Raw genomic sequence first — 22,380 nt, forward strand, 5'->3', positions numbered from 1 at the left:
AAAGTCCTACTATTGTAAACCAATAGCAGGACTAAAATATAGTTGTAAATCTATTTTAGGATTAAGTGTAAATATGTAAACTTTTTTTAGGACGAGACAAGATTGCGTTCACGAGCGAGATGCTTACGCTAGTAGAGCACAAAGCTTATTTGACTTTTTTGTAAATTTTATACAATAAGTATACTATTGCTGCCAAAAAACATATATAAAATATTTGCCAAATTAGCAATGATATTGAGAAGTCATTAATTGTTACATCTTTCATAATTATATAGTTTAAAGTCTTTTACCTGTAATTATTTCGCCAGTCTTATTATTAATTAAATGATCCATTAATTATTCTATCATTTTTTTAATTTAATTTAGGCACTATAACATCAAGATGCTGTTTTTCTTGCCAACGCTATGGCATAAACCGAAGATATTATAAATAGAACTAACGGGATTACAAAAGCAGTGTTTATCCTGTGGTAATTGTACAGTATTCCTGTGATGTAAAACATTATAAAAAATAAGATTACAAAACAGCTCAGCAAAATTTTATAATTTCTGCTTCTTAAAAATAAAACAAGCAGACCAGATGTAGGAATGACTATTAATCCTTGCCAAAGTATTGACGACGTGTTATTAAAGAGGTCGTACAAAAACTGGCAGAAATATATAATTAAAAGAATAAAATTTGGTACTCCATTCTCTTGAACGCCATAAGTTATTAAAAAAGATAGCACGGCGATGAATTTTATAACTTTCAAATTTATAGACATGAATTTTTTGTTTAGGTGTGTTATTGATATCTCGCTGGCGCAAGTCCCCATTTAGAAGTATGAATACTCCCAGTCTACCTCATAGCCCTAGGACATTCTAGGGCTATTATTAGTATGATTTAAACTTCTGAAACTAGTATTAAAATGTTATTTTCTTAAGTAATGATATAAAAGATGTAAAACATAAAATACAAAAGCAAACAAAAAGACAAATGTTGCTACTGGGATATAAGTTAGCACGTAATAAGTATCGTGGATATTAACATCTAAACAATATTTAGATGGATAAATACAACCATAAATCAGCAATGCGCCTCCTAAAATCAGAAGGAAATAAATAATGTATTTCATAATCTAGTGTAATATTCATCTAAAAAAAACGCATTAAAAAATGTAAAATCTCCAAATGGGATAAATCCTCTGCTAATCTGCGGAAGTTTGTAGTTCAATAATTCTGTAGGGAACTTTGAAATTTGGTATTTTTTTTCAACTAATTCATTAATTTTATGAATTTCATCAGCATACAAAACTTCAAGATTTTCATTTTTATATGGTTTTTCAATCCATTTTCCAAGACTTAAATCAACTTTTGCATCTAGAACATAACATGTAAAATATGGGCACAAAACACTTATGTTTAAACAAATAGAATGAAGATTTTTATCATTCATTTTGGTAAGTTGTAAATTGAAGGCTCTATCACAAGAACTAAACAAAGTTGCATCATGAAAATTCATGTTTAAGTTTATTGCTTTGAAATCTTCTATTAATTCAGTAAAACAGCCTTCATTTCGATGCTTGTTCTCAAAAAAGATTAATGTTTTACATAAATTTTTATGCTCATAACTTTCGTTATATTTTTCCAATTCACTTAGTTCCGAAATATTAGACGGATAATTTGAATTTGAAATATTTTTTAAAATTTCGATTATCATAATATATTTAATTACAATTGCTTGGAAAAAACCAATTATTTCGATATTCAGTTGGTGGGACTGTGCTGACAGGATTTAGTACTAATCTACTTCCGGGAACCATAAATTCAAATTCATCTTTCAATGTTTTTCTAAAAAATTGATCTACCATTAATTCAGTTGCAGGAATAGCTTTATAATAATTTTTTGTTTTTTCCATTGCTGTGTTTACCGCCTTTGCGGCAATACTAGCTGCTATTCCAGAAGTAATGTCTGTATTTCCTATTGATGTATTTGTAGGCATTTGAAAAGATACTGCTTGTGGTAATACGATTGTTTCCGTACTAGTGCGTAACGGGGTTAAAGATTGAATTATTACAATATTAAATCGAATGTTTTTCACAGCAGCTTCTTGCCAAGGTACACCATTTAATTTTATAAAATTAAAGCTAGAACAATCAGGATAAACATCTTTAATGTCAGATCCACTACTTCCACCAGTACCTCCTCCACTTTTAGGAGTACTTGAATTCCCACTTGAACCTCCATCTCCACCAAATGCACCAGCAATGCTAAAGTCCCTAGGAGCTGGAGCAGGAGATTTCTGCGTAACAATAACGTTATTTAATGGAATTGCCGCAGTTCCTCCTCTCTGTAAGGTGTCGTCACGTTCTCCACCATAATTAGCGCTCTCATCAAACATTTCTATCATCTTAGATGTCGAGCTATGTTTGTGATCTTTGTCAAATAACATTATCACATCTTGTACATCTTCAATAACAAGACCTTCTTTTAATTTCGCCCTTTTAAAAAGCCTTTTTTAAAATCCCAATGAATGATATAACCGCTAAAAAAAGTTAAAACCTCAAACCCTTGCTTTTTTTGCGCATCATCAATTTTGTCTTGCGACTCTGGAAATCTCTCCTGTATTAGAGCCTGATACTTTGATCCCGATTCATACAAATATAACATTTTCTGTCCTTTGTAATCTGGATCTTCGGGGTTATCCTTAATAGGTACAGTGATTCCTGTAGAGTTATCACTCAGTTGGATTACTTTGGCATTTTCCCAATAGTAATCAAGATTTCTAAATGCTTTATTAAATTCTCCTTCTTCTGATTTATTGGTTGTGGAGTTTGATTTGTAGTTTTCAAACCAATTTTTAGCCTGACCAATTTTAGCATTTTGACTTATTAATTGACCTGTGTCATTTTCTTCATTGTCACAGCCAGCAGTTAAAATAATAGTACCAAAAACCAAAAAAGGCATTAGTACTTTTTTTAATCTTTTCATAATAAAATAGTTATAAGGTTAGTATTCTTAAAACTAACCCTTCGAAAAACTATTCAACTACCATATAAGTCATTTAAATATCAGAATAAGACATTTTTTTATTACGGAAATATCTGTTTCAACTTTGACATAATCTCACGCGGCAATCGCATTTAAAAGATTTTGTTAGATATTTAGTAATTTTTTGTTTTTAACTATTTCATGTCTCAAAAATCGTACTTTTGTTTTGATAACTAAATGATACAAATCATTGAAAAATGTATCATACATAGCAAATATATTTTTTACATATTGATTGTTGTGAACCTTAATATTATCTTTGACTTATGAGCACATTTACAAAACCAAACCATATAGGGCGAAAAATAAGCCGAATTCGTGAACTTAGAGATATGAAGCAGGAAGCCTTGGCGCAGGCTTTAGGAACGAGCCAGCAAACCATTTCAGCTTTAGAAAATAGCGAAGAGATTGATGATGAAAAGCTAAAACAAATTGCAAAAGCTCTAGGAGTAAGCCTTGAAGCGCTTAAAAATTTTTCAGACGAAGCGGCAATTAATTTTTTTAATAATTTCTATGATAATAGTGGAAGTCATGGTACTAATTTCGGAACCAATAATACCTGTAATTTTAATCCACTAGATAAGCTAGTTGAAGCTTACGAAGAAAATAAAAAGCTTTACGAACGTTTGGTTCAAGCTGAAAAAGATAAAGTTGAGTATTTAGAAAAATTATTGAAGGATAAATAATTGTTCTTTTTACAATATAAAAGCCTAATAAATTTTAATGTTTATTAGGCTTTTTTACAGAATTAAAAAATTGCATTTTTTTAAAAGAACTGAAAATATTATTAAAAATGACACAAACCGACAAGATTAGAATTAAAGTTTTAAATTATTCCCTAAGTCTTGAAAAAGTTGCAAGCTATATATTGGGTTTTATCTTAGATATTGAAGATGTTAATTTATCAAAAAGCTTTGGTAATACTTCTAATTCACTATCATTTAATCAAAAAGTTAATTTACTATTAGATTATGGGGCAATAGAAAAAAACGATAAGATTAAACTTGATTTAGCTATGAGTATTCGAAACCAGTTTATGCATAATCTTAAATGTGAAACATATCAATATGCATTTAATTGCCTAGATGGAGCTGAAAATAAAATAAAGAATTTGTATCCTGATTTATTTGCAAATGAGGATAATGAAATAAATTTAGAAGAATGCACCGAGAAAATTTTTACAGATTCATTTGTTATATTAGGCTCAATGAAAGGTGGTGTAGAACGAAAAATTGAATTATTAAGTTCGAGTTCATTTAATAAAAAACTAGTTGATTCATTTAAAAATAATAGTAAAGAAAAGTTTGAAGAATTATTAACCGAAATTCTTAATAAAGAACTTAATTTTCAGAATGAAGAAATTTTGGTTAATAGAATCACAAAACTTTTTACAGAAATTTTGGTTGGCTCGGTAGAAAAAATTAGTAAAACAAAAGAACCTTTACAATAGAATAGCTTGATTTATATAGTATATTGAGTAATTTTAATGCTTATTAGTTTTTAAAGAAAATATTTCTGTATTATCGGTTACCCATTTTTTATTATCACCTGTAATAAGACTTGTGAATTTCCCATTGATGAACACAATTTTTTTAATTTTTCCTTTTTCTGTTATTGTATCATTTTCGATATAAATTGGTTTTTTCAATTCATTTATATATTAAATTTTTTGGAGTAGGTCAATGAACTTGTAGTAATATCCAAAATTTTAAAATCCTTTTTATACGTAAGATCCAAGTAGATATAATCATCTTTAAAATTAAAATTATATATAAGAGCATTCTGACATTCTAAATGTTTAAGAGGAGTAATCTGTGAATAATCAACAATTACTTCTTCAAAATCTGATAAAAAAATTGTATCGTTAATTTTTGAAACTTTATCTTTTACTAGAATATCAGATTTACCAGAATAAAAACCTAGCTCATTTTTGTTTATCTTTTCGATCTTACATTTCTCGGATGAACAAGAAATCAAAATAAAATTAATTACCAGAAGCGTTACCTTTCTTATTTCCATCTACTTTTTTGTTTTTCTTTTTTGTTCGCTAGCGAGACTAATTATTCACTATCCTCATTTTTTATGCCTTTAAGCAAAGCATAAATTGCCATTGAATGTCCTTGGCCTAAGTCAAAGTCATTTTTAAGCCAGTTTACAATATCTCCAGCTTTTACTTCTGGTTTTAATTTTCCCTCAGTTGTAAATCCTTTTTGTTCTGCTAAAGTTTTAAACTCGGCTGGACCATTTCCTGTTTTTTCTTTAATTGTTTTTAAGTATCCTTGAAATGACATAATATTAATTTTAGTTAGTTAAAGTATTTGTACCGAAAATACAATAAATGTTTAATTGGTTTTAACTTTTCAAATGTCTAATATAATTATCAAGTAAACCCTGAATTTGCTGACTGGCAACAGGATTAGCAGAATGAACATTGAATTTTAAGTTTTGTAAATCTATTCCAGATTCATAAACCAGCCATTTGGCGCAAGCGTAACCATCTTCAGCAACTTGATCATTTTCATCAAGACCTAAATCATTATCAAAACTAATTAGCGCAGGAAGTCCTTTTTCAAGAATAACTTTTTTAAAATCATGGGAATTTCTAACCACAACGAAATCATCATTGGTCAGTTTTTTGTAAATCATATTTACGTCTCTAATATCGTCGAGAAAGAGTTTGTATGTCATTTTAAAGTTTTAAAAATTATTGAATATTTTGTCATTTCGACGAAGGAGAAATCGCACTAGAAACTCGACAAAGATTGGCGATTTTCTTTGTAGATTAACGAGTGCGATTTCTCCTTCGTCGAAATGACAAACTTTGAGCAAAAACTTTGACAAAGTTCTACACACAAAGCTTTGCGTTCTTAACGTTTTTTAAAAACACTCAAAATCAAAAAAAACTTAGCGCACTTTGCGTTAAAAAATATCGGCAAAATAAAAAAACTAAAGCACCCGATAAACAGGATACTGCATATGCGCCTTTTCATAATAAACAGAATGCTTGTAAATCCAATCTAATTGCGCTTCAGAGTTTTTAGCAAATTCAGCATCAGTTTGTTTTTTAGATTCTAGTTCGGCTTTTAGAGCAGGATTTTCTTTTAAAAGATTTGCTGCAGTATCTTCAAAAATATATTCAGAATAATGTTCTTTTTGCTGTAAAATAGGATCAAAGAAATTCCAGTTAAAAAATGAATCTACGCCTTCTGGTTCAAAAGCTTCTACAAGATATTTTACACCTTTTTGGTTGGTTGGAACAATGTAATCTCCTTTGGCGAAAGCCATTTTAACGATTTTAGAAGTTACGGTTGTATTTCGATGTGCATAATGTCCTTCGTAAGCAGACGGAACGGTTTTAAAATCGGCAATTCTGTAACTTTCTACTTCAATAATCGTGTCGTTTTTAAGCTGCGAAAAGCTGATATTATTGTTTTTCAAAAGATCAATAATATTCCAATAACCTCTCGGAATAACATAAGCCGTAGGAATCACAACTTCCTTAACCGATTTAAATTCTTTGATATACGGAACGTCTTTTTTGTACGGTTTGCTTCGGTCGTAATACAAACGATTTCCAGTTGTGGCGTCGCTTTTTTTGTAACCTGCTTCATATCCTAAAAATGAAAATGTAGTGGCTTTTGTGCTGTCTAATTCCCATTTTAAAGTATACGATTTTTTAGGTTGATATTGCTCTAAGTTTTTTACTCGAAGTTCTTTGATTTTCTGATAATTTGCATCGGTAAAATCCAAAGTCGATTTCATGTATTCGTATGTCATTTTTACACGCTCGGCATATTTTTTCAGCATGTGCGTTTCAACCACAAAACCAATCGTATTAAATAGGGAAGTGTAACCCGTTGTATATCGCGGACTATCAACAAACTGCCCAAAGCCTTTGTCTGGAGTATCTTTAAAAGAATCTACATAAGGCGTAGTTTCGATTTTCTTTTTCTGCAAATCTTTTACCAAAGCCGGCATCATTTCGTTGTTCATAAAATCGCCCAAAACAGTTCCCAGTTTATTATGCTGTGTCATAATATAAGTCAGCTTGTATTGATAATCAGATCCGTTGCTTACGTGATTGTCAATAAAAACATCGGCATTTATTTTTTGGAAAATCTCGACAAAACTTTTTGTATTTCTCGTATCCGATTTCATTAAATCACGATTCAAATCGTAGTTTCTGGCATTTCCTCTAAAACCGTAAATTTCTGGCCCGTCCTGATTTGCACGCGTTGTCGAATTACGATTTAAAGCACCGCCAATATTATAAACCGGAATGCAGACTAAAACAGTATTTTTTGGAGCTTTCAGTTTTCCAATTGCTAAATCTCTGTAAAATTGCATTGTTGCGTCGATTCCGTCCGGTTCTCCGGCGTGGATTCCGTTATTTACAAAAAGAACTGCTTTTGTTTTTTGAATTTTATCAAAATCAAATTCCTTGTCAGGATTGAAAGTTACCATGTGCAAAGGTTCACCAGAATCTGTTAAACCCATTTCTTTAATTTGAATCGTTGGAAAATCATTCGCTAAAAGCTTAAAATAAGCAATAGTTTCGGGATAAGATGCGGATTGATTTCCGTTTCCTTTTTCAAAAAAGGTATCGTATTTTTTATTGTTTTGAGCAGAAATGGTAAGCGTAAAAAGTGAAATGATAATGGTAAAAAATCTCATGATTTGGGTTTTTAATAGAAATCAAATATAGAGAAATTTAGATTTAAAGTTAGCCACGAATTTCACGAATTAGCACGAATTAATTTGTGGAAATTCGTGAAATTCGTGGCAAAAACTATTCAATCGTAGCTGAAAACTGTGACTGCGGCTGTAAACTGAATACTAAAAGCTGTACACTGCCAACTATTTTCTCTACTTTTGCAAAATGAATAAAAAACACCATTCTAACAATATACTTTCGAATTTAGGGATTGAGAGCCTAAACGAAATGCAGGAAACAGCGCAGGACCTAATCCTGAACGATAACAATGTTTTGTTACTTTCTCCAACGGGATCTGGAAAAACACTTGCTTTTTTACTTCCTGTTTTAGAATTATTACAGCCTGAAATTTTATCGGTTCAATGTTTAATTTTAGTTCCGTCGCGCGAACTTGGACTGCAGATTGAGCAGGTTTGGAAAAAAATGGGAACGCAGTACAAAGTAAACATTTGTTACGGCGGACATTCGATCGATACTGAAATCAAGAATTTAAGCAATCCTCCAGCAGTTTTAATTGGAACGCCCGGAAGAATCGCTGATCATATTGACAGGGATACTTTTAGAACAGATAAAATTCAAACGTTGATTTTAGACGAGTTTGATAAATCGCTTCAACTTGGGTTTCACGAGCAAATGTCTTTTATTATTGCAAGATTACCGAAAGTAAACAAAAGAGTTTTAGTGTCTGCAACGTCTGATATTGAGATTCCGAAATATACAAGAGTTGTAAATCCAACGGTTTTGGATTTTATTGTAGAAGAAGAGGAAAAGGCAAATCTTTCTATGAAAATGATTGTTTCGCCTTCTAAAGATAAATTAGAAAGTTTATTCAATTTAATTTGTTCTTTAAAATCACAGGCGGCTATTATTTTTTGTAACCATCGTGATGCTGCAGAACGTATCAGCGATACTTTAAACGAAAAAGGAATTTACGCCACATATTATCATGGCGGAATGGATCAGGACGAACGTGAGCGTGCTTTGATTCAGTTTAGAAACGGAAGTATCAGTTACCTTATCACGACAGATCTTGCTGCGCGTGGATTGGATATTCCGGAAATGAAACACGTTATTCATTATCATTTACCTTTAAAAGAAGATGAATTTACACACCGTAACGGACGTACAGCGCGTATGCAGGCAACGGGAACGGCATATATTATTGTTCACGAAAGCGAAAAACAATTAGATTACATCGATTATGGTATGTCTGTTTTGGATGTGAAAAATGTGACATCTCTGCCAAAACCACCAGAATTTCAAACTATTTATATCAGCGGTGGAAAAAAGACAAAACTGAATAAGTTCGATATCGTAGGTTTCTTTTCTCAAAAAGGAAAACTGGAAAAAGATGATTTAGGTCTTATCGAAGTAAAAGATTTTGTTTCGTTTGCGGCGGTAAAGTTTGGAAAAGTAAAAGAGCTTCTGAAAAATATAAAAGACGAAAAAATGAAGGGCAAGAAGTTTAAAATTGAAGTTGCCCGAAATGTCATAAAGAAAGAAGAAGAGAAAAATAAGAAATTTTAGGCTTTTTGAGATAGTTTTAGAAAGTTAGAATTGTGTTTATACTTCTGTATATCAGGTTTTTATTGTTTATTGAACAACATTAACAATTTTGTGTTAAAAAAATAATGAATTGATAGCTGTTTTTTCAATATTTCTGTGTTTTTTTGTTGCAGTAAAATTGTAAACCCCAAATCCACTATGAAAAAGATTATTACCATTGCCATTTTGTTCTTTAGTTTTGTTTCGTTTGCACAAATTAAAGTTATTGAAACAGTTCCTGTAGAGAAATTAGGAAAAGTAAATAACAACTACATTCAGAAAATTGGAGACGAGTATACTGTGTACTACACAAGTATTTTAAACGATGATGATTCTTCTCCGTTAAGAAAATTTTCTTTTAAAAACGTTAATAATGATTATACTAACCTATATAACATTATTATTGGCGGTTTTACAGCGAGTCCGTTATATGACATTAAATTAGAGTTACCAAACAACTACATTTGGTTACACTACACAGGAAATGTTGTTCCAGACAAAGCTACAGTTCAATTTATGGTTTCAAGCAAAGATAGAGACGCAGCAACAAACAGCGTTTCTGAGCCATTAGTTAAAGATCAAATCAGCAAATTATTCCAAAAGTAATTTGTTGTTAAAAACAATATATTGAAAAAGGCCGTTCAGTTTTTGAACGGCCTTTTTTAGTTTACAGTTTTCGGTCTCAGTTTACAGTTTTACTTGACTGAAAACTGCGACTGCGACTGAAGACTTATATCTTTTTCACGTATTGTGTAATAATAACAATTTGCTGTCCATCGACTTTTCCTTCGATATATTCGGCGTTTTCGTGGTCTAGACGAATATTTCTTACGGCAGTTCCTTGTTTGGCTACCATACTTGATCCTTTTACTTTTAGATCTTTAATCAAAACGACAGAATCTCCGTGTTGTAAAACAACGCCGTTACTATCGCGGTGAACCAGTTTGTTTTCGTCATCTTCGCCTTCACCAGTTGCTTGTGCCCAAGCCATTGTATCTTCGTCTAAATACATCATATCCAGTAATTCCTGAGGCCAGCCTGCAGAACGTAAACGGCTTAACATTCTCCAGGCAACAACCTGAACCGGAACGTTTTCATTCCACATGCTGTCGTTAAGACATCTCCAGTGATTTAAATCAACATTATCAGGATTTTCAATTTGGTCAATACAGGTATTACAAGCTAATATAGCTTCATCAATACCGCCTTTTTGAGTTGGTAATACTTGATATACTTTTAGGTTTTCTTCGGCGCCGCAAAGTTCACATTTAGATCCGCTTCGTTTGCTTAATTCTCTTTCGATGCTCATTATTTATTGTTTGTTTTAAAAATGCGAAATTACTTATAATTTGCTTCGCTTGCAAGTTTATGGATTTTGATGTTTTTTATTAAAATGATTTAGAATATTTTATTTCAGGAGGTAATATAATAACCATAGAATAGAAAAGATTATTCCAATTATTAAGATTCTGTTTCCATGTTTTCGGTCTTCTTTTGAATAAGTATAAACTCGATTTCCGTTTGGAAGTGCTTTTTTATAAGTTAATAGATGCCAACCAATAAATAATGCCCATATTCCTCCAAAAAATGCAGAAATATATCCCAAGATTAAAAAACCTTTATGATTTTCTTCTGGTTTAGATAATTCTAATATTCTTTGTTCTTCAATCTTTTTAATTCTTTCTTCGCTAACATCTATGCCTTTTTCTTTCAGGAGTTTTTTTGCAAGAGTAACATCAAATTTGTTCCATTCGTCACTTTTTGAAACTACCTCTATTAATTCCTCGTCTGAAAAAGTAAAAAGATAATAGTCTTTTTCAATTTCATTTATCTCTTTTTCAGATTTTTTAAGTAATATTTCGTTGGCTTTTTTAAAGTCTTCTTTCTTAATTTTTAAACAATACTCCGTACCAAAACCATTATTTGCAAAAGTGGGATCAAAACTTAATGAGTTATTTTCTAAAAGATATTCAATATTCGTTTCTTTTAATATTTGCCCAAGTTCTTCCGCAGAATGTTTATCGTTGAATTTTTCAAAAGTTATAAATTCTTCTGTCATAAATGTATTTCTTCTTTATTTCTGTACCCTAACCGCATCCGGAACCAATAATTCATATTCACCGCCATTTCGTAATACATCACGAACGATACTTGAACTGATATAAGATGTTTTTGCTGCAGTTAATAAAAACACTGTTTCGATTTTAGAAAGGCGTCTGTTTGTGTGAGCAATGGCTTTTTCAAATTCGAAATCGGCAGGGTTGCGCAAGCCTCTTAAAATGAAATTGGCTTTTAGTTTTTTGGCTAAATCTATAGTTAATCCTTCATAAGTGATTACCGAAATTTTTGGTTCATCTTTGAAGGTTTCTTCAATAAAGCGTTTTCTTTCTTCAAGTGAAAACATGTATTTTTTTTCGGCGTTGACACCAATGGCAATTACGATTTCATCAAATAAAGAAATTCCTCTTTTGATGATATCTTCGTGTCCAAGTGTAATAGGGTCAAAAGAGCCCGGAAATATTGCTTTTCTCATTTTTTTTGAGGTTCTAAGGTTCAAAGTTGCAAAGGTTCAAAGTTTTTAATTGTGTTGAAGCTTTGCTTTGGAATTTGGAATTTATCCCAAAACTTCGGGATTGGAATTTATTTAAGTTATTCTAAGTGTTTTTATTGCCGAAACCCATTCGTCTTTTTTACAGATTTCGCAGTTTGTGGTTCCTTTTTTAACTTCTTGTGTATGACCGCAGAAAGTGCAGGCGTAAATTCCGTCTGTTGAAATTATTTTACTTTTTTTATTGAACAAAGCCGGTAAAATAGGTAAGCCGTATTTTACATCTTTTTCTTCATAGAAAAATACACTTATTTCGCCGCTTGGTTCAATAAAGGCATGTTTTACCTGTCCTAAATGTTCGATTGATTTTACGCGGAGTTCTGAGAAAAATTCGTCTTGTGCTAAAGTTTCTTTTTTAAAACTCGTTATAGAAAATTTTCCGTCGTTAATTAAACATTCGGTTTTGCCTTCTATAAACTCTTCAAATTTTTTGCTTTTTCCGGTAAGCCATGTTACAGAACGATATAAAATGATAATTACCAAAAATACAATGGCTGCAGGTGCGATTCCAACATCTTCATAAAACATTGGGTCGCCGGCAGCAGAACCTAATGCAATGATAATTACGGTTTCGAAAATCGATAATTGTTTTACACCTCTTTTACCGGCCAGTTTTAACGTTAGCAGTAAAATAGTAAACATTACTGTTGAACGAAATATTACTTCCAAAAGGAAAACTTGTGGCAGTTCATTAAAAAATAGTCTATTCCATTCGAAGATTTCTTTCATTTTTTTAGGTGCTAAGGTTCTGAGATTCTAAGTTACTAAGTTTTTTGGAGATTTCTTGAGAAGGACTTCGACTTCGCTCAGTCTGACAGTTGTATAAATTAAAAAATAAAGGTGCTAAGATCTTAGAAACTTAGCACCTTAGTATCTTAGGAACTATGCCAAAGCTAGTTCAATCGCATTTGTAAATAATTCTTCCAGAGAAATTCCGGCTGCTTTTGCTTGCTGCGGAATCAAACTTTCGGTTGTTAAACCCGGAATTGTGTTCATTTCCAGCATATATGGTTCATTGTCTACAATGATGAATTCGCTTCTTGAGAATCCTTTCATTTTTAAGACTTCATAAGCACGTTTTGCCGTTTCTCCCACTTTTTTTGTCAGTTCGTCAGAGATTCTGGCAGGTGTGATTTCTTGTGATTTTCCTTCGTATTTAGCTTCGTAATCGAAGAAATCATTGTCAGATACAATTTCGGTAATTGGTAAAACGATAACTTCTCCTTTGTAATTAATTACGCCTACAGAAACTTCAGTTCCGTCAAGGAAACTTTCAATAATAATTTCGTTGTCTTCTTTATAAGCTACTTCAATTGCAATTGGAAGTTCGGCTTCGCTTTTTACTTTTGAGATTCCAAAACTTGAACCCGCTTTGTTTGGTTTTACGAAACATGGCAAACCTACTTTTTTAACGATTTCCTGCGTATTGATTTCGTCACCTTTGTTTAAGTAATAAGAAATAGCGGTTTTGATTCCGTATGGTTTTAAAACAGATAATAAATCTCTTTTATTAAATGTCAATGCCGATTGGTAATAATCGCAAGACGATTGCGGAATGCCTAATAATTCAAAATAAGCCTGCATTAATCCATCTTCGCCCGGAGTTCCGTGAATGGCGTTGAAAACACAGTCAAATGTGATTTTTTCTCCATTTACCGTAACAGAAAAATCATTTCTGTCAATTGGGAATTCGGCGTCGTTTGCGTCTACATAAACCCATTTTTCTTTGAAGATATGAATTCGGAATCCGTTGTATTTTGTTTTGTCAAGATATTGGTAAACAACGTTTCCGCTGATAAGCGAGATTTTGTATTCGCTTGAATATCCGCCCATGATGATGGCAATGTTTTTCATTTATATGTTTTGTTTTATATTTTGTTTCAGGTTTTCTTTGTTTCAGGTTTCAGGTTTTTTGCCACGAATTTCACGAATTTTCACGAATTATTTTTTTCAAATCTGTTTACATCTGTAAAATCCGTGTGCCAACTACATCCAGCATTCACTAGGGTTATCTGCCTAATTGAGGAGTTTATTGTTTTAAACAAAATTATCATTTTTTTTGAAATGAAATACTTTATCTTTGCGACAACTAAAAATAAATTTATGAGTTTACGTAAGTATTTAACTAGCCGAGTGTTTTTCTTGCAGGTATTAAGTGCGGCTGCTATTGTTGCGGTTTTGGTTTATTTGTTTATGCATTGGTTGACTTTTACAACTGATCACGGACACGAAATTGCTGTTCCTAATTTAGCCAGACTGACTGAAGAACAAGTTGAAGAAAAACTGGATGAGCTGGACTTAGATTATGTGCTTTTGGATAGTGTTGATTACCGAAGTGAATTTCCGAAATATAGTGTTGTAGAGCAGGATCCACTGCCGGGAACTAAAGTTAAAGTAGGAAGAAAAATATATATTAAAATTAATTCTTCGGGATTTTCGTCTGTGAAAATTCCTGATTTAATTGAAAAAACATATCGTGAAGCGGTACCAACTTTAAAAGCTTTAGGACTTGAGCCGGGAACAATTACTTATATTCCGAATCTTGGAAAAGATATGGTTTTGGAAATGCGTTTAAAAGGCAGAAATTTAAAAGTAGGAGACCGTGTTTTGAAAGCGTCTAAAATTGATTTGGTTTTAGGTGACGGAAAAGCGAGTTATGTAGATGACAGTCAGGCAGCAGATAGTACAGCAGTGCCTGAAGAAACCCCAAAAGATGAACAATAATATTGAAGAAAATTTAGATCTGGAAGACGAATTATTCGAACATTACAGATTTGAAGTACCAAAAGGTCAGGCGTTTTTACGTATTGACAAATATTTGCTGAATTTGATTCAGAATGCTACGCGTAACAAAATTCAGAACGCAGCATCTGACGGAAATATTTTTGTAAATGATATTCCGGTAAAATCAAACTATAAAGTAAAACCTTTTGATGTGATTACGGTTATGTTATCGCATCCGCCATATGAAAACCATATTCTGCCAGAAGACCTTCCGATTAATATTGTGTATGAAGATGACGCCTTTTTATTAATCAATAAAGAGCCGGGAATGGTGGTGCATCCGGGTCACGGAAATTATACGGGAACTCTTGTAAATGCTTTGGCACATCATTTTGATAATCTGCCAATGAACAGCAGCGAGCGTCCTGGTTTAGTGCATAGAATTGATAAAGATACTTCTGGACTTTTGGTTGTTGCCAAAACAGAAGCGGCAATGACGCATTTGGCGAAACAATTTGAAGCTAAAACTACAGAACGTGAATATATTGCGCTTGTGTGGGGAAATGTTGCTGCAGAAAGCGGAACAATTGAAGGAAACCTTGCCAGACATTTAAAAGACCGCATGCAAATGGCGGTTTTTGCTGATCCAGAAATAGGTAAACCGGCAATTACACATTATAAAGTTTTAGAGCGTTTTGGTTATGTGACTTTGATTTCCTGCAAACTGGAAACTGGAAGAACACACCAAATTCGTGCGCACATGAAACATATCGGACATCCGTTATTTAATGACGAACGTTACGGCGGACATTTGATTTTAAAAGGAACTACGTTTACAAAATACAAACAGTTTATAGAGAATTGTTTTAAAGCATTGCCACGTCAGGCGCTGCATGCTAAAACGCTTGGATTCATTCACCCAAATACGGGAGAAATGATGCGTTTTGATACGGAGTTACCGCAGGATTTTCAGGATTGTATTGAAAAATGGCGCAATTACGTGAAATCGCATAATACTGAAGATGAAGAGAATTAATTAGATAATTTGTCAATTAGATAATTTCTTTAACGAAAATAAATAAAAAGCTCCTTTTGGGAGCTTTTTTGTTTTGCTATAATATTTTATATCGTTCCAATTTTCTGTAGAGACGCACTGCAGTGCGTCTCTACAGATATACTTTGTGTTATAATGCTATTGATAATCTTTTTTAATTTAATTCTGAGTGATATTTAATTATACCGATTGATCCCGTTGGGCTTGGTAGAAGTTCGAAAACAGAAGTAGGAGCGAGGCCGGATTCTATTCTATGCGAAACGTATAAAATAGTTACGTTTGTTTCTTGTTTTATGGTGTTGATAAGCTGAATTACCAAATCTACATTTTCGTCGTCCAGACCTTCTACAGGTTCATCTAAAATTAATAAAGGCGGATGTTTTAAAACGGCACGAACAATTAATGCGACTCTTTGCTGACCAATGGAAAGATCAATGAAACGCTTTTTTCTTAAATGTATCATTTCGATAACTTCCAGCCATTGCGAAACAATTTGTTTTTGATGCGTTGTTGGCTCGATATAAAGCCCGATGGAATCGAAAAAACCGGAGAGAATCATTTCTTCCAAAGTGTGTCCTTTTTGAAATAAATCGGTCATTGACGTTGTGAAGATTCCGATTTGTTTTTTGATATCCCAAACACTTTCTCCACTTCCTTTTTTTCTTCCGAATAAATATAAATCCTGACCAAATCCTTTTGGATTATCGCCTGTAATTAAAGATAAAATCGTGCTTTTTCCGGAACCGTTTGGGCCAATTAACTGCCAGAATTCGCCTTGTTTAATAGTCCATGAAATGTTGTCGAGAATTTTTCTTTCTTCATAACTAACCGAAACATTTTCCAGTTTTATTAATACACTTTCGTGGAAGGAATGCGGCTCAATTGCTTTTGGAATTGCCGATGTATTTAAGGTTTTAAAATGACTTTCGGTTTTTGAAATGGGATGTAATTCAAATGTATTATCGTTGATCTGTGCTTTATTCGGAACAAACGCCAAAACATCAACAATACGATTTAGCAGCTGTATAATAGCGATTTCGGTAGTTAAATCTTTTAACGAATCGGCTAAAATTACTCTCGAAGCCTGATCTAAATGATCAAACGGATTATCGAAAATGATAAAATCCGGTTTTTGATTGATGCAGTATTTTAAAAACTCTTTTTTACGTTCTCCAGATGAAAAGGTGCGTAATTGTCTGTGTGATTCTGGAGCTGCTTCTACGCTGTCGTATTGGTATTCTTTTTCGATGAATTTTTCGATTGCAATGTCTGAGAATAAAATCCCTTTTTGAGTATTAAAAATGGCTAATTCTCCTTTTGCTTCTCCATTAAGTAAACTGTCTATGAATGCTTTTTTATTTACCTGATTAGATAAAAGTATATCCCAATGCTGCATTTTTTATTTTCTATTTTTAAACTGTTGTGTGCATTTTTAACACATAGTAACATAGCTTTTTGAAACTTAAATAAAGGCGTTTCACTTGCATTAATAAACATAGTGTGCTATGTGTTAGAAGCGTGCTTCTTTTTATGCTCTTTTAGACACAATAAAAATCTATATTTCTATGTGTTTAAAAAAGAGTTTATTTTGTTTCTTTCGTTGCCATTTCGCGGTCATTTCTTGACCATTCGCTCCAGGAACCTACGTAAAGTTTTGGAATTTCAATTCCGGCATAATCCAAAGCTAATAAAGTATGACAAGCCGTAACGCCCGAACCGCAATGTACAATTACATTTTCTGACGTTTTATTATTTAAAACTTCGTGATATTTTTTAGATAAAACTTCAGGAGATTTGAAAAGACCGTTTTCGTCCAGATTTTCACTAAACGGAACATTTACCGCTCCGGGAATATGTCCGGCGATTAAATCTAAAGGTTCTGTAAGTCCGTCAAAACGATTTTTATCTCTTACATCAATTACGATATTTTCGCTGTTATTTCGGGCTTTTTCGACTTCTTCAATGGCAGCCGTTTTTAAATTCCATTCTGAAATTGGGTAATTTCCTATTTTCTCAAAACTTTCGATTTCTGAACTAACCAGAAAACCAGCTTTTACAGCTTCTTGTAAACCTCCATTTAAAACCTGTACTTTTTCATGTTTTGCGGCTTTTAGCATCCACCAAAATCTCGCAGCGGCATTTGAGCCATTTTTATCATCATAAATTACAACATGAGACGAAGGTGAAATTCCGAGTTTTGAAAGCACTTCCGAAAACTTTGAAAAAGAGGGAAGAGGGTGCCTTCCGCCATTTTTTGGATTGCAGTCGACTGTTGCTAAATCTTTGTTTAAATCGACATAACGAGCGCCTTTTAAATGTTCTGCCTTGAAGTTTTCCTCGGCATTAATTCCTGCTCTGGCATCGATTAAAATGATTTCTGAGGAATTAAGTTTTACTAATTCTTCAGCGTTTATGATGGGTGAAAGTTTAGACATTTTTAATCCATTTATTTTTTAGAAGTTCCTAACCAAAGCAATGCATCAAGAATGAATTTGCTTTCGTTTTTATTTTCAAAAGTGTATGAAAGCGTTTTGTTAGTTCCGCCTTCATAATCAATATCATTGTGTCCCATATTGACATACAGCATTTTGTAGTTTTTGTTTGTCCAAACTTCAGGGTAATAGCCTTCATGCCAAATTTCATGTGCTTTTGGTCCGGTTCCTAAAGGGAAACTACTTTCGTCAATTGCGAGAAGAATTTTTATGTCCGGATTTTTTCTAAGATCGTTGCTCCATCTGTACCATTCGTTTGGTGCTGATGTAAATGTTTTAGGCAGATTTTTGACTGCCGGATGCTGGTTTTCAACTCTTAAAACTGCCGATGTCGGACGCCATGTATTGCTTCCGTATTCTCCGGAACCTAAAAAGGTATTATGATACCAATCCCAATTTTGCGGATAACTTGAATCGTTTAAGGCAAAGGCCGAAAAATGAAATCCCATGAAACCGCCGCCGTTTTCCATATATTTTTGAAAAGCTTCACGCTGTTCCGGAGTTTCTGGCCTTGTATCTAAAAATAAAACAACCTGATAATTGGCTAAAAATTTTGCGTTTAGATTGTTCCAGTTATCTGTAGAGTCGTAAACAAAATGATTTTCTTCGGCTGCTTTTGGAAACCATTTATTGGCTTCATGCACAAAACTGATGTGTGCCTGATCATTTTTTGCGGTGTAAAAAGCAATTACTTTAAACTTTGATTTTTCTTTTTTATGCTGAGAAAAGCCTGAAAAACTTGCTAAAAAAAGCAATACTAAAACAGCTTTTTTAATCAGCGAATAAATTGGATTTAAATTTGCCATTGATTTTTTTAGATTAACCTGGAATTTTTTCAATTAATATTTCGTTTTCTGCACTGTCAAAATAAGTGCAGGTCATTTCGATAATATCAACTCTCCATTTTGCAATTCCGCATTGTCCGGCATGATTGCAAAAAGTAAGATAATCTGTTTCACCGTTCTGGTGTTTTACCAAAAACTCGATAAAAAGTTCCTTATTGACACTTACGGCAATTGAAATTGGATTGTATTTTTCATCAGATGTAACAGAATAACCGTTTACACCATAATATTCAACGTGTCCGTCATTCACGAAAGTGTCATAACCTTTTACACCCAGAATGATTAAGTCTTGTATATAATTTGGAAAATCGGCACCGCTTTTTACTTTAGCGTGTGCTTCTTTGATTTGGTCGATTGTAAACATATTATTTAATTTTTAGATTATTAGATAGTTATTGTCTGCCACGAATTACACTAATTTTCACGAATTTTTTATTTACGCTCCGCTCAAATTAATTAGTGTAAATTAGTGAAATTCGTGGCGAATAAAAATATAATTCGTGGCAAACAAAAAAAGATTATTATTTCAAAAATACGATTAATGGTTTTATAAATTGATCGAAAGATTCTATATGTGGTAAATGCCCGGTATTGGGAATTTCAACCAATTTTGAATTCGGAATTGCTTTTTGAGTTTTTTTGCCTAATTCAACATAATTTCCCATTGTTTTCCGAATTTCTTCAGAAACTAAAGGCTTCCCTATTGCAGTTTTATCTCTTGTTCCGATGATTAAAAGCGTCGGGCTTTTGATGTTTTTGAATTCGTATAAAACAGGCTGTGTAAAAATCATATCGTACATTAAAGCAGAGTTCCACGCCACTTTATTATAATCCGGAGCAGAAGTCCAGCCGGCAGAAAGTTCCGCCCATTTTTGATAATCGGGATTCCATTTTCCGTCGTAATAATTTTCCATTTGGTATTTTTTGATGGCCTGATAATTTTGTTTTAATTCAGATTCATACCACCAATCGACTGGTTTGTAAGGAACGACAAGTTTCCAGTCTTCTAAACCAATTGGGTTTTCGAGAACTAATTTTTCGGCAGTTTCAGGATACATCAAAGTAAATCTCGTGGCTAACATTCCGCCCATAGAATGTCCTAGAATCGTTGTTTTTGTAATGCCTAAATGATCCAGTAATTTCTTGGTATTTTCGGCAAATTGCTGAAATGAGTATTGATAATTTTCTGGTTTTGATGATTTCCCAAAACCAATCTGATCCGGTACAATAACTCGGAAACCTGCTGCCGTCAAAGCTTTTATCGTAGTTTCCCAATAAGCGCCGTTGAAATTTTTTCCGTGAAGTAAAACAATGTTTTTGTTATTGTAGTTGTCTGGTTTAATATCCATATACGCCATTTTTAAATTTTGGCGCTGATTATTCAATTCTAAAAACTGAACTGGAAACGGATATTCATAATTGCTTAAATTGATATCTAAGGCCTTTATTTTTTCTTCTTGCGAAAAACAAAATAAGGGTAATACTAATATGATGAGTTTTATAATTTTCATTCTGATGCATTTTTATTAAGGATTATAAATTTACCGCTATGCATTTTGAAATCCAAAAATTACAGTCTTAAAATTATCAGAAAAAAGAGAGAAGTGTCGTTTATAAACTATTTTTTAAGTGTTATAACTCTTTGCGGATACGGAATATCAATTTCTGCTTCGTCAAAACGTTTTTTGATACTTTGCAGTAAATCGCAATACATTACAAAACCGTCTGTAGAGTTTTTTGCCCAAGCCCAAGCTTTTAGTGTTACGCTCGAATCGGCCAAAGCGACAACTCTTGCTACGACCAAAGGTGTTTTTTGTTTTTTATTTTCGGCAGTTCTGGTGTCAATAAAAAGCGGATGTTTGGCAATTTCATCCTGCATGATTTCTAATGCTTTTTCGACATTCGATTCATAGCCAATTCCTATTTCGATTATTTTACAGCATTTGGTATCATGCATATTAGTATTGACAATAATCTGATTGCTGATAACAGAGTTTGGAATTATAATTCGGTTGTTTTCGGCATCTTTTAAAACGACTTGTCTCAAATTAATATCTTCAACTGTGCCGACAAAATTATTTATGGTGATTTTATCATTGATTCTAAAAGGCTTAAAAATCACCAGGAATATTCCGCTGACAATATTACTCAAAGCCTGTTGCGAAGCTAAACCTGCAACTAGCGAAATTACTCCGGCACCGGCTAAAAAGGAATGTCCGATTATTTTAAATTCGGGAATTTGGATCAATGCAAAAGCAAATCCCAAAATATAAATTACAGTGATAATAAAATGTTTTAGAAACTTAAATCCGGTTACATCATATTCCTTATCGCTTAATTTTCGGTATAAAAAATAGCGAAGTACTTTATCTGTTATGGAACCTAAAATTATGGTTGTAATGGCTATAATAGCAATAAAAATTCCTATTCTAAAGTCTTTTAAGTAATCGATCATAGCTTTGAGAATTTTTGTATTAATGTGAAATTACAGATTCGATTAACCATTTTTTGTCTACTTTTTTCAGGTTAAATTCTATAGGCATAGCAATATCCTGATTTGGAGAAACAACTATCCGGGCAGTCGAATCTGTAATTTCTTTTTCGAAATATTGAGCATCTTTTTCTTTATCCAGAAATCTTGCTTTTTGATCATCCGGAATACTTTTTTCCATCTTTTTAAGGGTTTCTAAATTCATTAAATTCTCTTTATTAAGAATCACGAATTCTTTCGCAGCTTTAAAATCAAAATGATTTGTTGCAGCTAAATAAGCCGTAACAGTTTCTTTTGGAGTTGCGATTTCCTTTTTGGATTTATGCGATTCACAGCTTGTAAAAACAGCCAGAAAAATTAAAAACGCTATAGAATATTTCATTTGTTTTGTGTTTTACAATCCAACAAAATCATCACTTTTTGGGAAAATACTTAATGCCTGAATTGCAATTTCGGGAGTTGGAGAAGCCAGTTTTCTAAGTTTGGTATCCATCCATGCACCGTCGACTGTAATGGTGGCGCAAAGTGTGTCATCTTCTCGTCTAAACTCGTGAATGATGGACCAGCGCGAAGCATCGGCTTTCATTTTTGATGTTTTGGTATGAATAAATATTTTGTCTGAAAGTTTTAATTCTTTTCTAAAAACACATTCTTCTCTAAATAAAACGGGACCAAAACCCTGCGTTTGCATTACTCGTAATGTCAAGCCAAGTTCTTCGAGAATTTCGATACGATGCTGTGCACCAAAATCGTAATAAGCACTATGACGAACGTGAAAATTTGGGTCAAGATCTGACCAGCGAAAAGAGATTTCCTTAATAAATGAAGCCATTTTTGTATTTGTAATTTAATAATTTTTTAAATGCTGTACTGAAA

At 32.7% G+C, this 22,380-nt stretch carries 27 protein-coding genes; 6 read left to right on the plus strand and 21 right to left on the minus strand.

The genetic code is table 11. From position 1 onward, the window contains the following. Positions 1–1,111: 1,111 nt before the first annotated feature. The 3 genes from FLAPXU55_RS10250 to FLAPXU55_RS10260 are packed head-to-tail and all read right to left on the minus strand — an operon-like array spanning position 1,112 to position 2,971. Positions 1,112–1,699 (minus strand): hypothetical protein, encoded by a 588-nt coding sequence (locus tag FLAPXU55_RS10250; protein ID WP_180857567.1) that lies wholly within the window; start codon positions 1,697–1,699, stop codon positions 1,112–1,114. A gap of 7 nt (positions 1,700–1,706) precedes the next feature. Next, a complete protein-coding gene (locus tag FLAPXU55_RS10255; RefSeq protein WP_180857568.1) occupies positions 1,707–2,432 on the minus strand; it encodes a hypothetical protein in 726 nt (241 codons plus the stop codon). Between the two features lie 38 nt (positions 2,433–2,470). Continuing rightward, positions 2,471–2,971 carry a hypothetical protein gene (locus FLAPXU55_RS10260; protein WP_180857569.1) on the minus strand — a complete coding sequence of 167 codons (501 nt, stop codon included), beginning with the start codon at positions 2,969–2,971 and terminating at the stop codon, positions 2,471–2,473. 326 nt (positions 2,972–3,297) lie between these two features. Here FLAPXU55_RS10260 and FLAPXU55_RS10265 point away from each other — a divergent pair, with 326 nt between their 5' ends. Together FLAPXU55_RS10265 and FLAPXU55_RS10270 are read left to right on the plus strand one after the other, a co-directional pair. After that, the gene (locus FLAPXU55_RS10265; protein WP_180857570.1) at positions 3,298–3,717 is read left to right on the plus strand and encodes a helix-turn-helix domain-containing protein; all 420 of its coding nucleotides are present in this window, start codon (positions 3,298–3,300) and stop codon (positions 3,715–3,717) included. 107 nt (positions 3,718–3,824) lie between these two features. Further along, a complete protein-coding gene (locus FLAPXU55_RS10270) occupies positions 3,825–4,481 on the plus strand; it encodes a hypothetical protein (protein ID WP_180857571.1) in 657 nt (218 codons plus the stop codon). A gap of 33 nt (positions 4,482–4,514) precedes the next feature. Here the strand turns inward: FLAPXU55_RS10270 and FLAPXU55_RS10275 are convergent, their stop codons facing one another. The 5 genes from FLAPXU55_RS10275 to FLAPXU55_RS10295 form a co-directional block, all read right to left on the minus strand. After that, positions 4,515–4,679, minus strand: coding sequence for a hypothetical protein (locus tag FLAPXU55_RS10275; protein WP_180857572.1), 165 nt, complete (start codon positions 4,677–4,679; stop codon positions 4,515–4,517). Positions 4,680–4,684: 5 nt separating this feature from the next. Then, positions 4,685–5,050: a hypothetical protein gene (locus tag FLAPXU55_RS10280; protein ID WP_180857573.1), complete on the minus strand. Its 366-nt coding sequence runs from the start codon at positions 5,048–5,050 to the stop codon at positions 4,685–4,687. 41 nt (positions 5,051–5,091) lie between these two features. Beyond that, positions 5,092–5,322, minus strand: coding sequence for a DUF4287 domain-containing protein (locus FLAPXU55_RS10285; protein WP_180857574.1), 231 nt, complete (start codon positions 5,320–5,322; stop codon positions 5,092–5,094). Between the two features lie 61 nt (positions 5,323–5,383). Further along, on the minus strand, positions 5,384–5,719 hold the full coding sequence (locus tag FLAPXU55_RS10290; protein WP_180857575.1) for a cyclic-phosphate processing receiver domain-containing protein: 336 nt from the start codon (positions 5,717–5,719) through the stop codon (positions 5,384–5,386). Positions 5,720–5,977: 258 nt separating this feature from the next. Next, positions 5,978–7,705 carry a M14 family metallopeptidase gene (locus tag FLAPXU55_RS10295; protein ID WP_180857576.1) on the minus strand — a complete coding sequence of 576 codons (1,728 nt, stop codon included), beginning with the start codon at positions 7,703–7,705 and terminating at the stop codon, positions 5,978–5,980. A gap of 205 nt (positions 7,706–7,910) precedes the next feature. On the opposite strand from FLAPXU55_RS10295, the gene FLAPXU55_RS10300 reads away from it, so the two are divergent. Together FLAPXU55_RS10300 and FLAPXU55_RS10305 are read left to right on the plus strand one after the other, a co-directional pair. After that, positions 7,911–9,272: a DEAD/DEAH box helicase gene (locus tag FLAPXU55_RS10300; RefSeq protein ID WP_180857577.1), complete on the plus strand. Its 1,362-nt coding sequence runs from the start codon at positions 7,911–7,913 to the stop codon at positions 9,270–9,272. A gap of 177 nt (positions 9,273–9,449) precedes the next feature. Further along, positions 9,450–9,896: a hypothetical protein gene (locus tag FLAPXU55_RS10305; RefSeq protein ID WP_053473527.1), complete on the plus strand. Its 447-nt coding sequence runs from the start codon at positions 9,450–9,452 to the stop codon at positions 9,894–9,896. 124 nt (positions 9,897–10,020) lie between these two features. Here the strand turns inward: FLAPXU55_RS10305 and FLAPXU55_RS10310 are convergent, their stop codons facing one another. The 5 genes from FLAPXU55_RS10310 to FLAPXU55_RS10330 all read right to left on the minus strand — a co-directional run bounded on the left by FLAPXU55_RS10310 (position 10,021) and on the right by FLAPXU55_RS10330 (position 13,752). Then, entirely contained in the window at positions 10,021–10,599 is a 579-nt protein-coding gene (locus FLAPXU55_RS10310; RefSeq protein ID WP_180857578.1) for a PhnA domain-containing protein, read from the minus strand. Between the two features lie 99 nt (positions 10,600–10,698). Next, the gene (locus tag FLAPXU55_RS10315) at positions 10,699–11,349 is read right to left on the minus strand and encodes a hypothetical protein (RefSeq protein WP_180857579.1); all 651 of its coding nucleotides are present in this window, start codon (positions 11,347–11,349) and stop codon (positions 10,699–10,701) included. 15 nt (positions 11,350–11,364) lie between these two features. Further along, positions 11,365–11,823: a pantetheine-phosphate adenylyltransferase gene (coaD, locus tag FLAPXU55_RS10320; protein ID WP_057122611.1), complete on the minus strand. Its 459-nt coding sequence runs from the start codon at positions 11,821–11,823 to the stop codon at positions 11,365–11,367. Between the two features lie 111 nt (positions 11,824–11,934). Continuing rightward, the gene (locus FLAPXU55_RS10325; protein WP_053473524.1) at positions 11,935–12,627 is read right to left on the minus strand and encodes a DUF421 domain-containing protein; all 693 of its coding nucleotides are present in this window, start codon (positions 12,625–12,627) and stop codon (positions 11,935–11,937) included. A gap of 153 nt (positions 12,628–12,780) precedes the next feature. Beyond that, the gene (locus tag FLAPXU55_RS10330) at positions 12,781–13,752 is read right to left on the minus strand and encodes a D-alanine--D-alanine ligase (protein WP_180857580.1); all 972 of its coding nucleotides are present in this window, start codon (positions 13,750–13,752) and stop codon (positions 12,781–12,783) included. A 249-nt stretch (positions 13,753–14,001) separates the two neighbouring features. Here FLAPXU55_RS10330 and FLAPXU55_RS10335 point away from each other — a divergent pair, with 249 nt between their 5' ends. Both FLAPXU55_RS10335 and FLAPXU55_RS10340 read left to right on the plus strand, forming a co-directional pair. Further along, entirely contained in the window at positions 14,002–14,622 is a 621-nt protein-coding gene (locus FLAPXU55_RS10335) for a PASTA domain-containing protein (RefSeq protein ID WP_053473522.1), read from the plus strand. Beyond that, a complete protein-coding gene (locus tag FLAPXU55_RS10340) occupies positions 14,612–15,658 on the plus strand; it encodes an RluA family pseudouridine synthase (RefSeq protein WP_180857581.1) in 1,047 nt (348 codons plus the stop codon). The genes FLAPXU55_RS10335 and FLAPXU55_RS10340 overlap by 11 nt, the downstream gene beginning before the upstream one ends. Positions 15,659–15,830: 172 nt before the next feature. On the opposite strand, the gene FLAPXU55_RS10345 is transcribed toward FLAPXU55_RS10340, so the two are convergent. From FLAPXU55_RS10345 to FLAPXU55_RS10380, 8 genes are all read right to left on the minus strand, one after another. Next, the gene (locus FLAPXU55_RS10345; protein ID WP_180857582.1) at positions 15,831–17,072 is read right to left on the minus strand and encodes an ATP-binding cassette domain-containing protein; all 1,242 of its coding nucleotides are present in this window, start codon (positions 17,070–17,072) and stop codon (positions 15,831–15,833) included. Positions 17,073–17,259: 187 nt separating this feature from the next. Further along, positions 17,260–18,111, minus strand: coding sequence for a sulfurtransferase (locus tag FLAPXU55_RS10350; protein ID WP_180857583.1), 852 nt, complete (start codon positions 18,109–18,111; stop codon positions 17,260–17,262). An 11-nt stretch (positions 18,112–18,122) separates the two neighbouring features. Beyond that, entirely contained in the window at positions 18,123–18,974 is an 852-nt protein-coding gene (locus FLAPXU55_RS10355) for a ThuA domain-containing protein (RefSeq protein WP_180857584.1), read from the minus strand. Positions 18,975–18,987: 13 nt separating this feature from the next. Beyond that, complete coding sequence (locus FLAPXU55_RS10360; RefSeq protein ID WP_053473518.1) at positions 18,988–19,377, minus strand: DUF1398 domain-containing protein; 390 nt, start codon at positions 19,375–19,377, stop codon at positions 18,988–18,990. A gap of 157 nt (positions 19,378–19,534) precedes the next feature. Next, positions 19,535–20,524, minus strand: a complete 990-nt coding sequence (locus tag FLAPXU55_RS10365; protein ID WP_180857585.1) for an alpha/beta fold hydrolase — start codon at positions 20,522–20,524, stop codon at positions 19,535–19,537. A 107-nt stretch (positions 20,525–20,631) separates the two neighbouring features. Then, a complete protein-coding gene (locus tag FLAPXU55_RS10370; protein WP_180857586.1) occupies positions 20,632–21,468 on the minus strand; it encodes a mechanosensitive ion channel family protein in 837 nt (278 codons plus the stop codon). Positions 21,469–21,487: 19 nt separating this feature from the next. Further along, a complete protein-coding gene (locus FLAPXU55_RS10375; RefSeq protein ID WP_180857587.1) occupies positions 21,488–21,886 on the minus strand; it encodes a hypothetical protein in 399 nt (132 codons plus the stop codon). A 12-nt stretch (positions 21,887–21,898) separates the two neighbouring features. Continuing rightward, the gene (locus FLAPXU55_RS10380) at positions 21,899–22,336 is read right to left on the minus strand and encodes an acyl-CoA thioesterase (protein ID WP_053473514.1); all 438 of its coding nucleotides are present in this window, start codon (positions 22,334–22,336) and stop codon (positions 21,899–21,901) included. Between the last annotated feature and the right edge of the window lie 44 nt (positions 22,337–22,380).

The organism is Flavobacterium panici (assembly GCF_903819335.1).
Lineage (GTDB): Bacteria > Bacteroidota > Bacteroidia > Flavobacteriales > Flavobacteriaceae > Flavobacterium > Flavobacterium panici.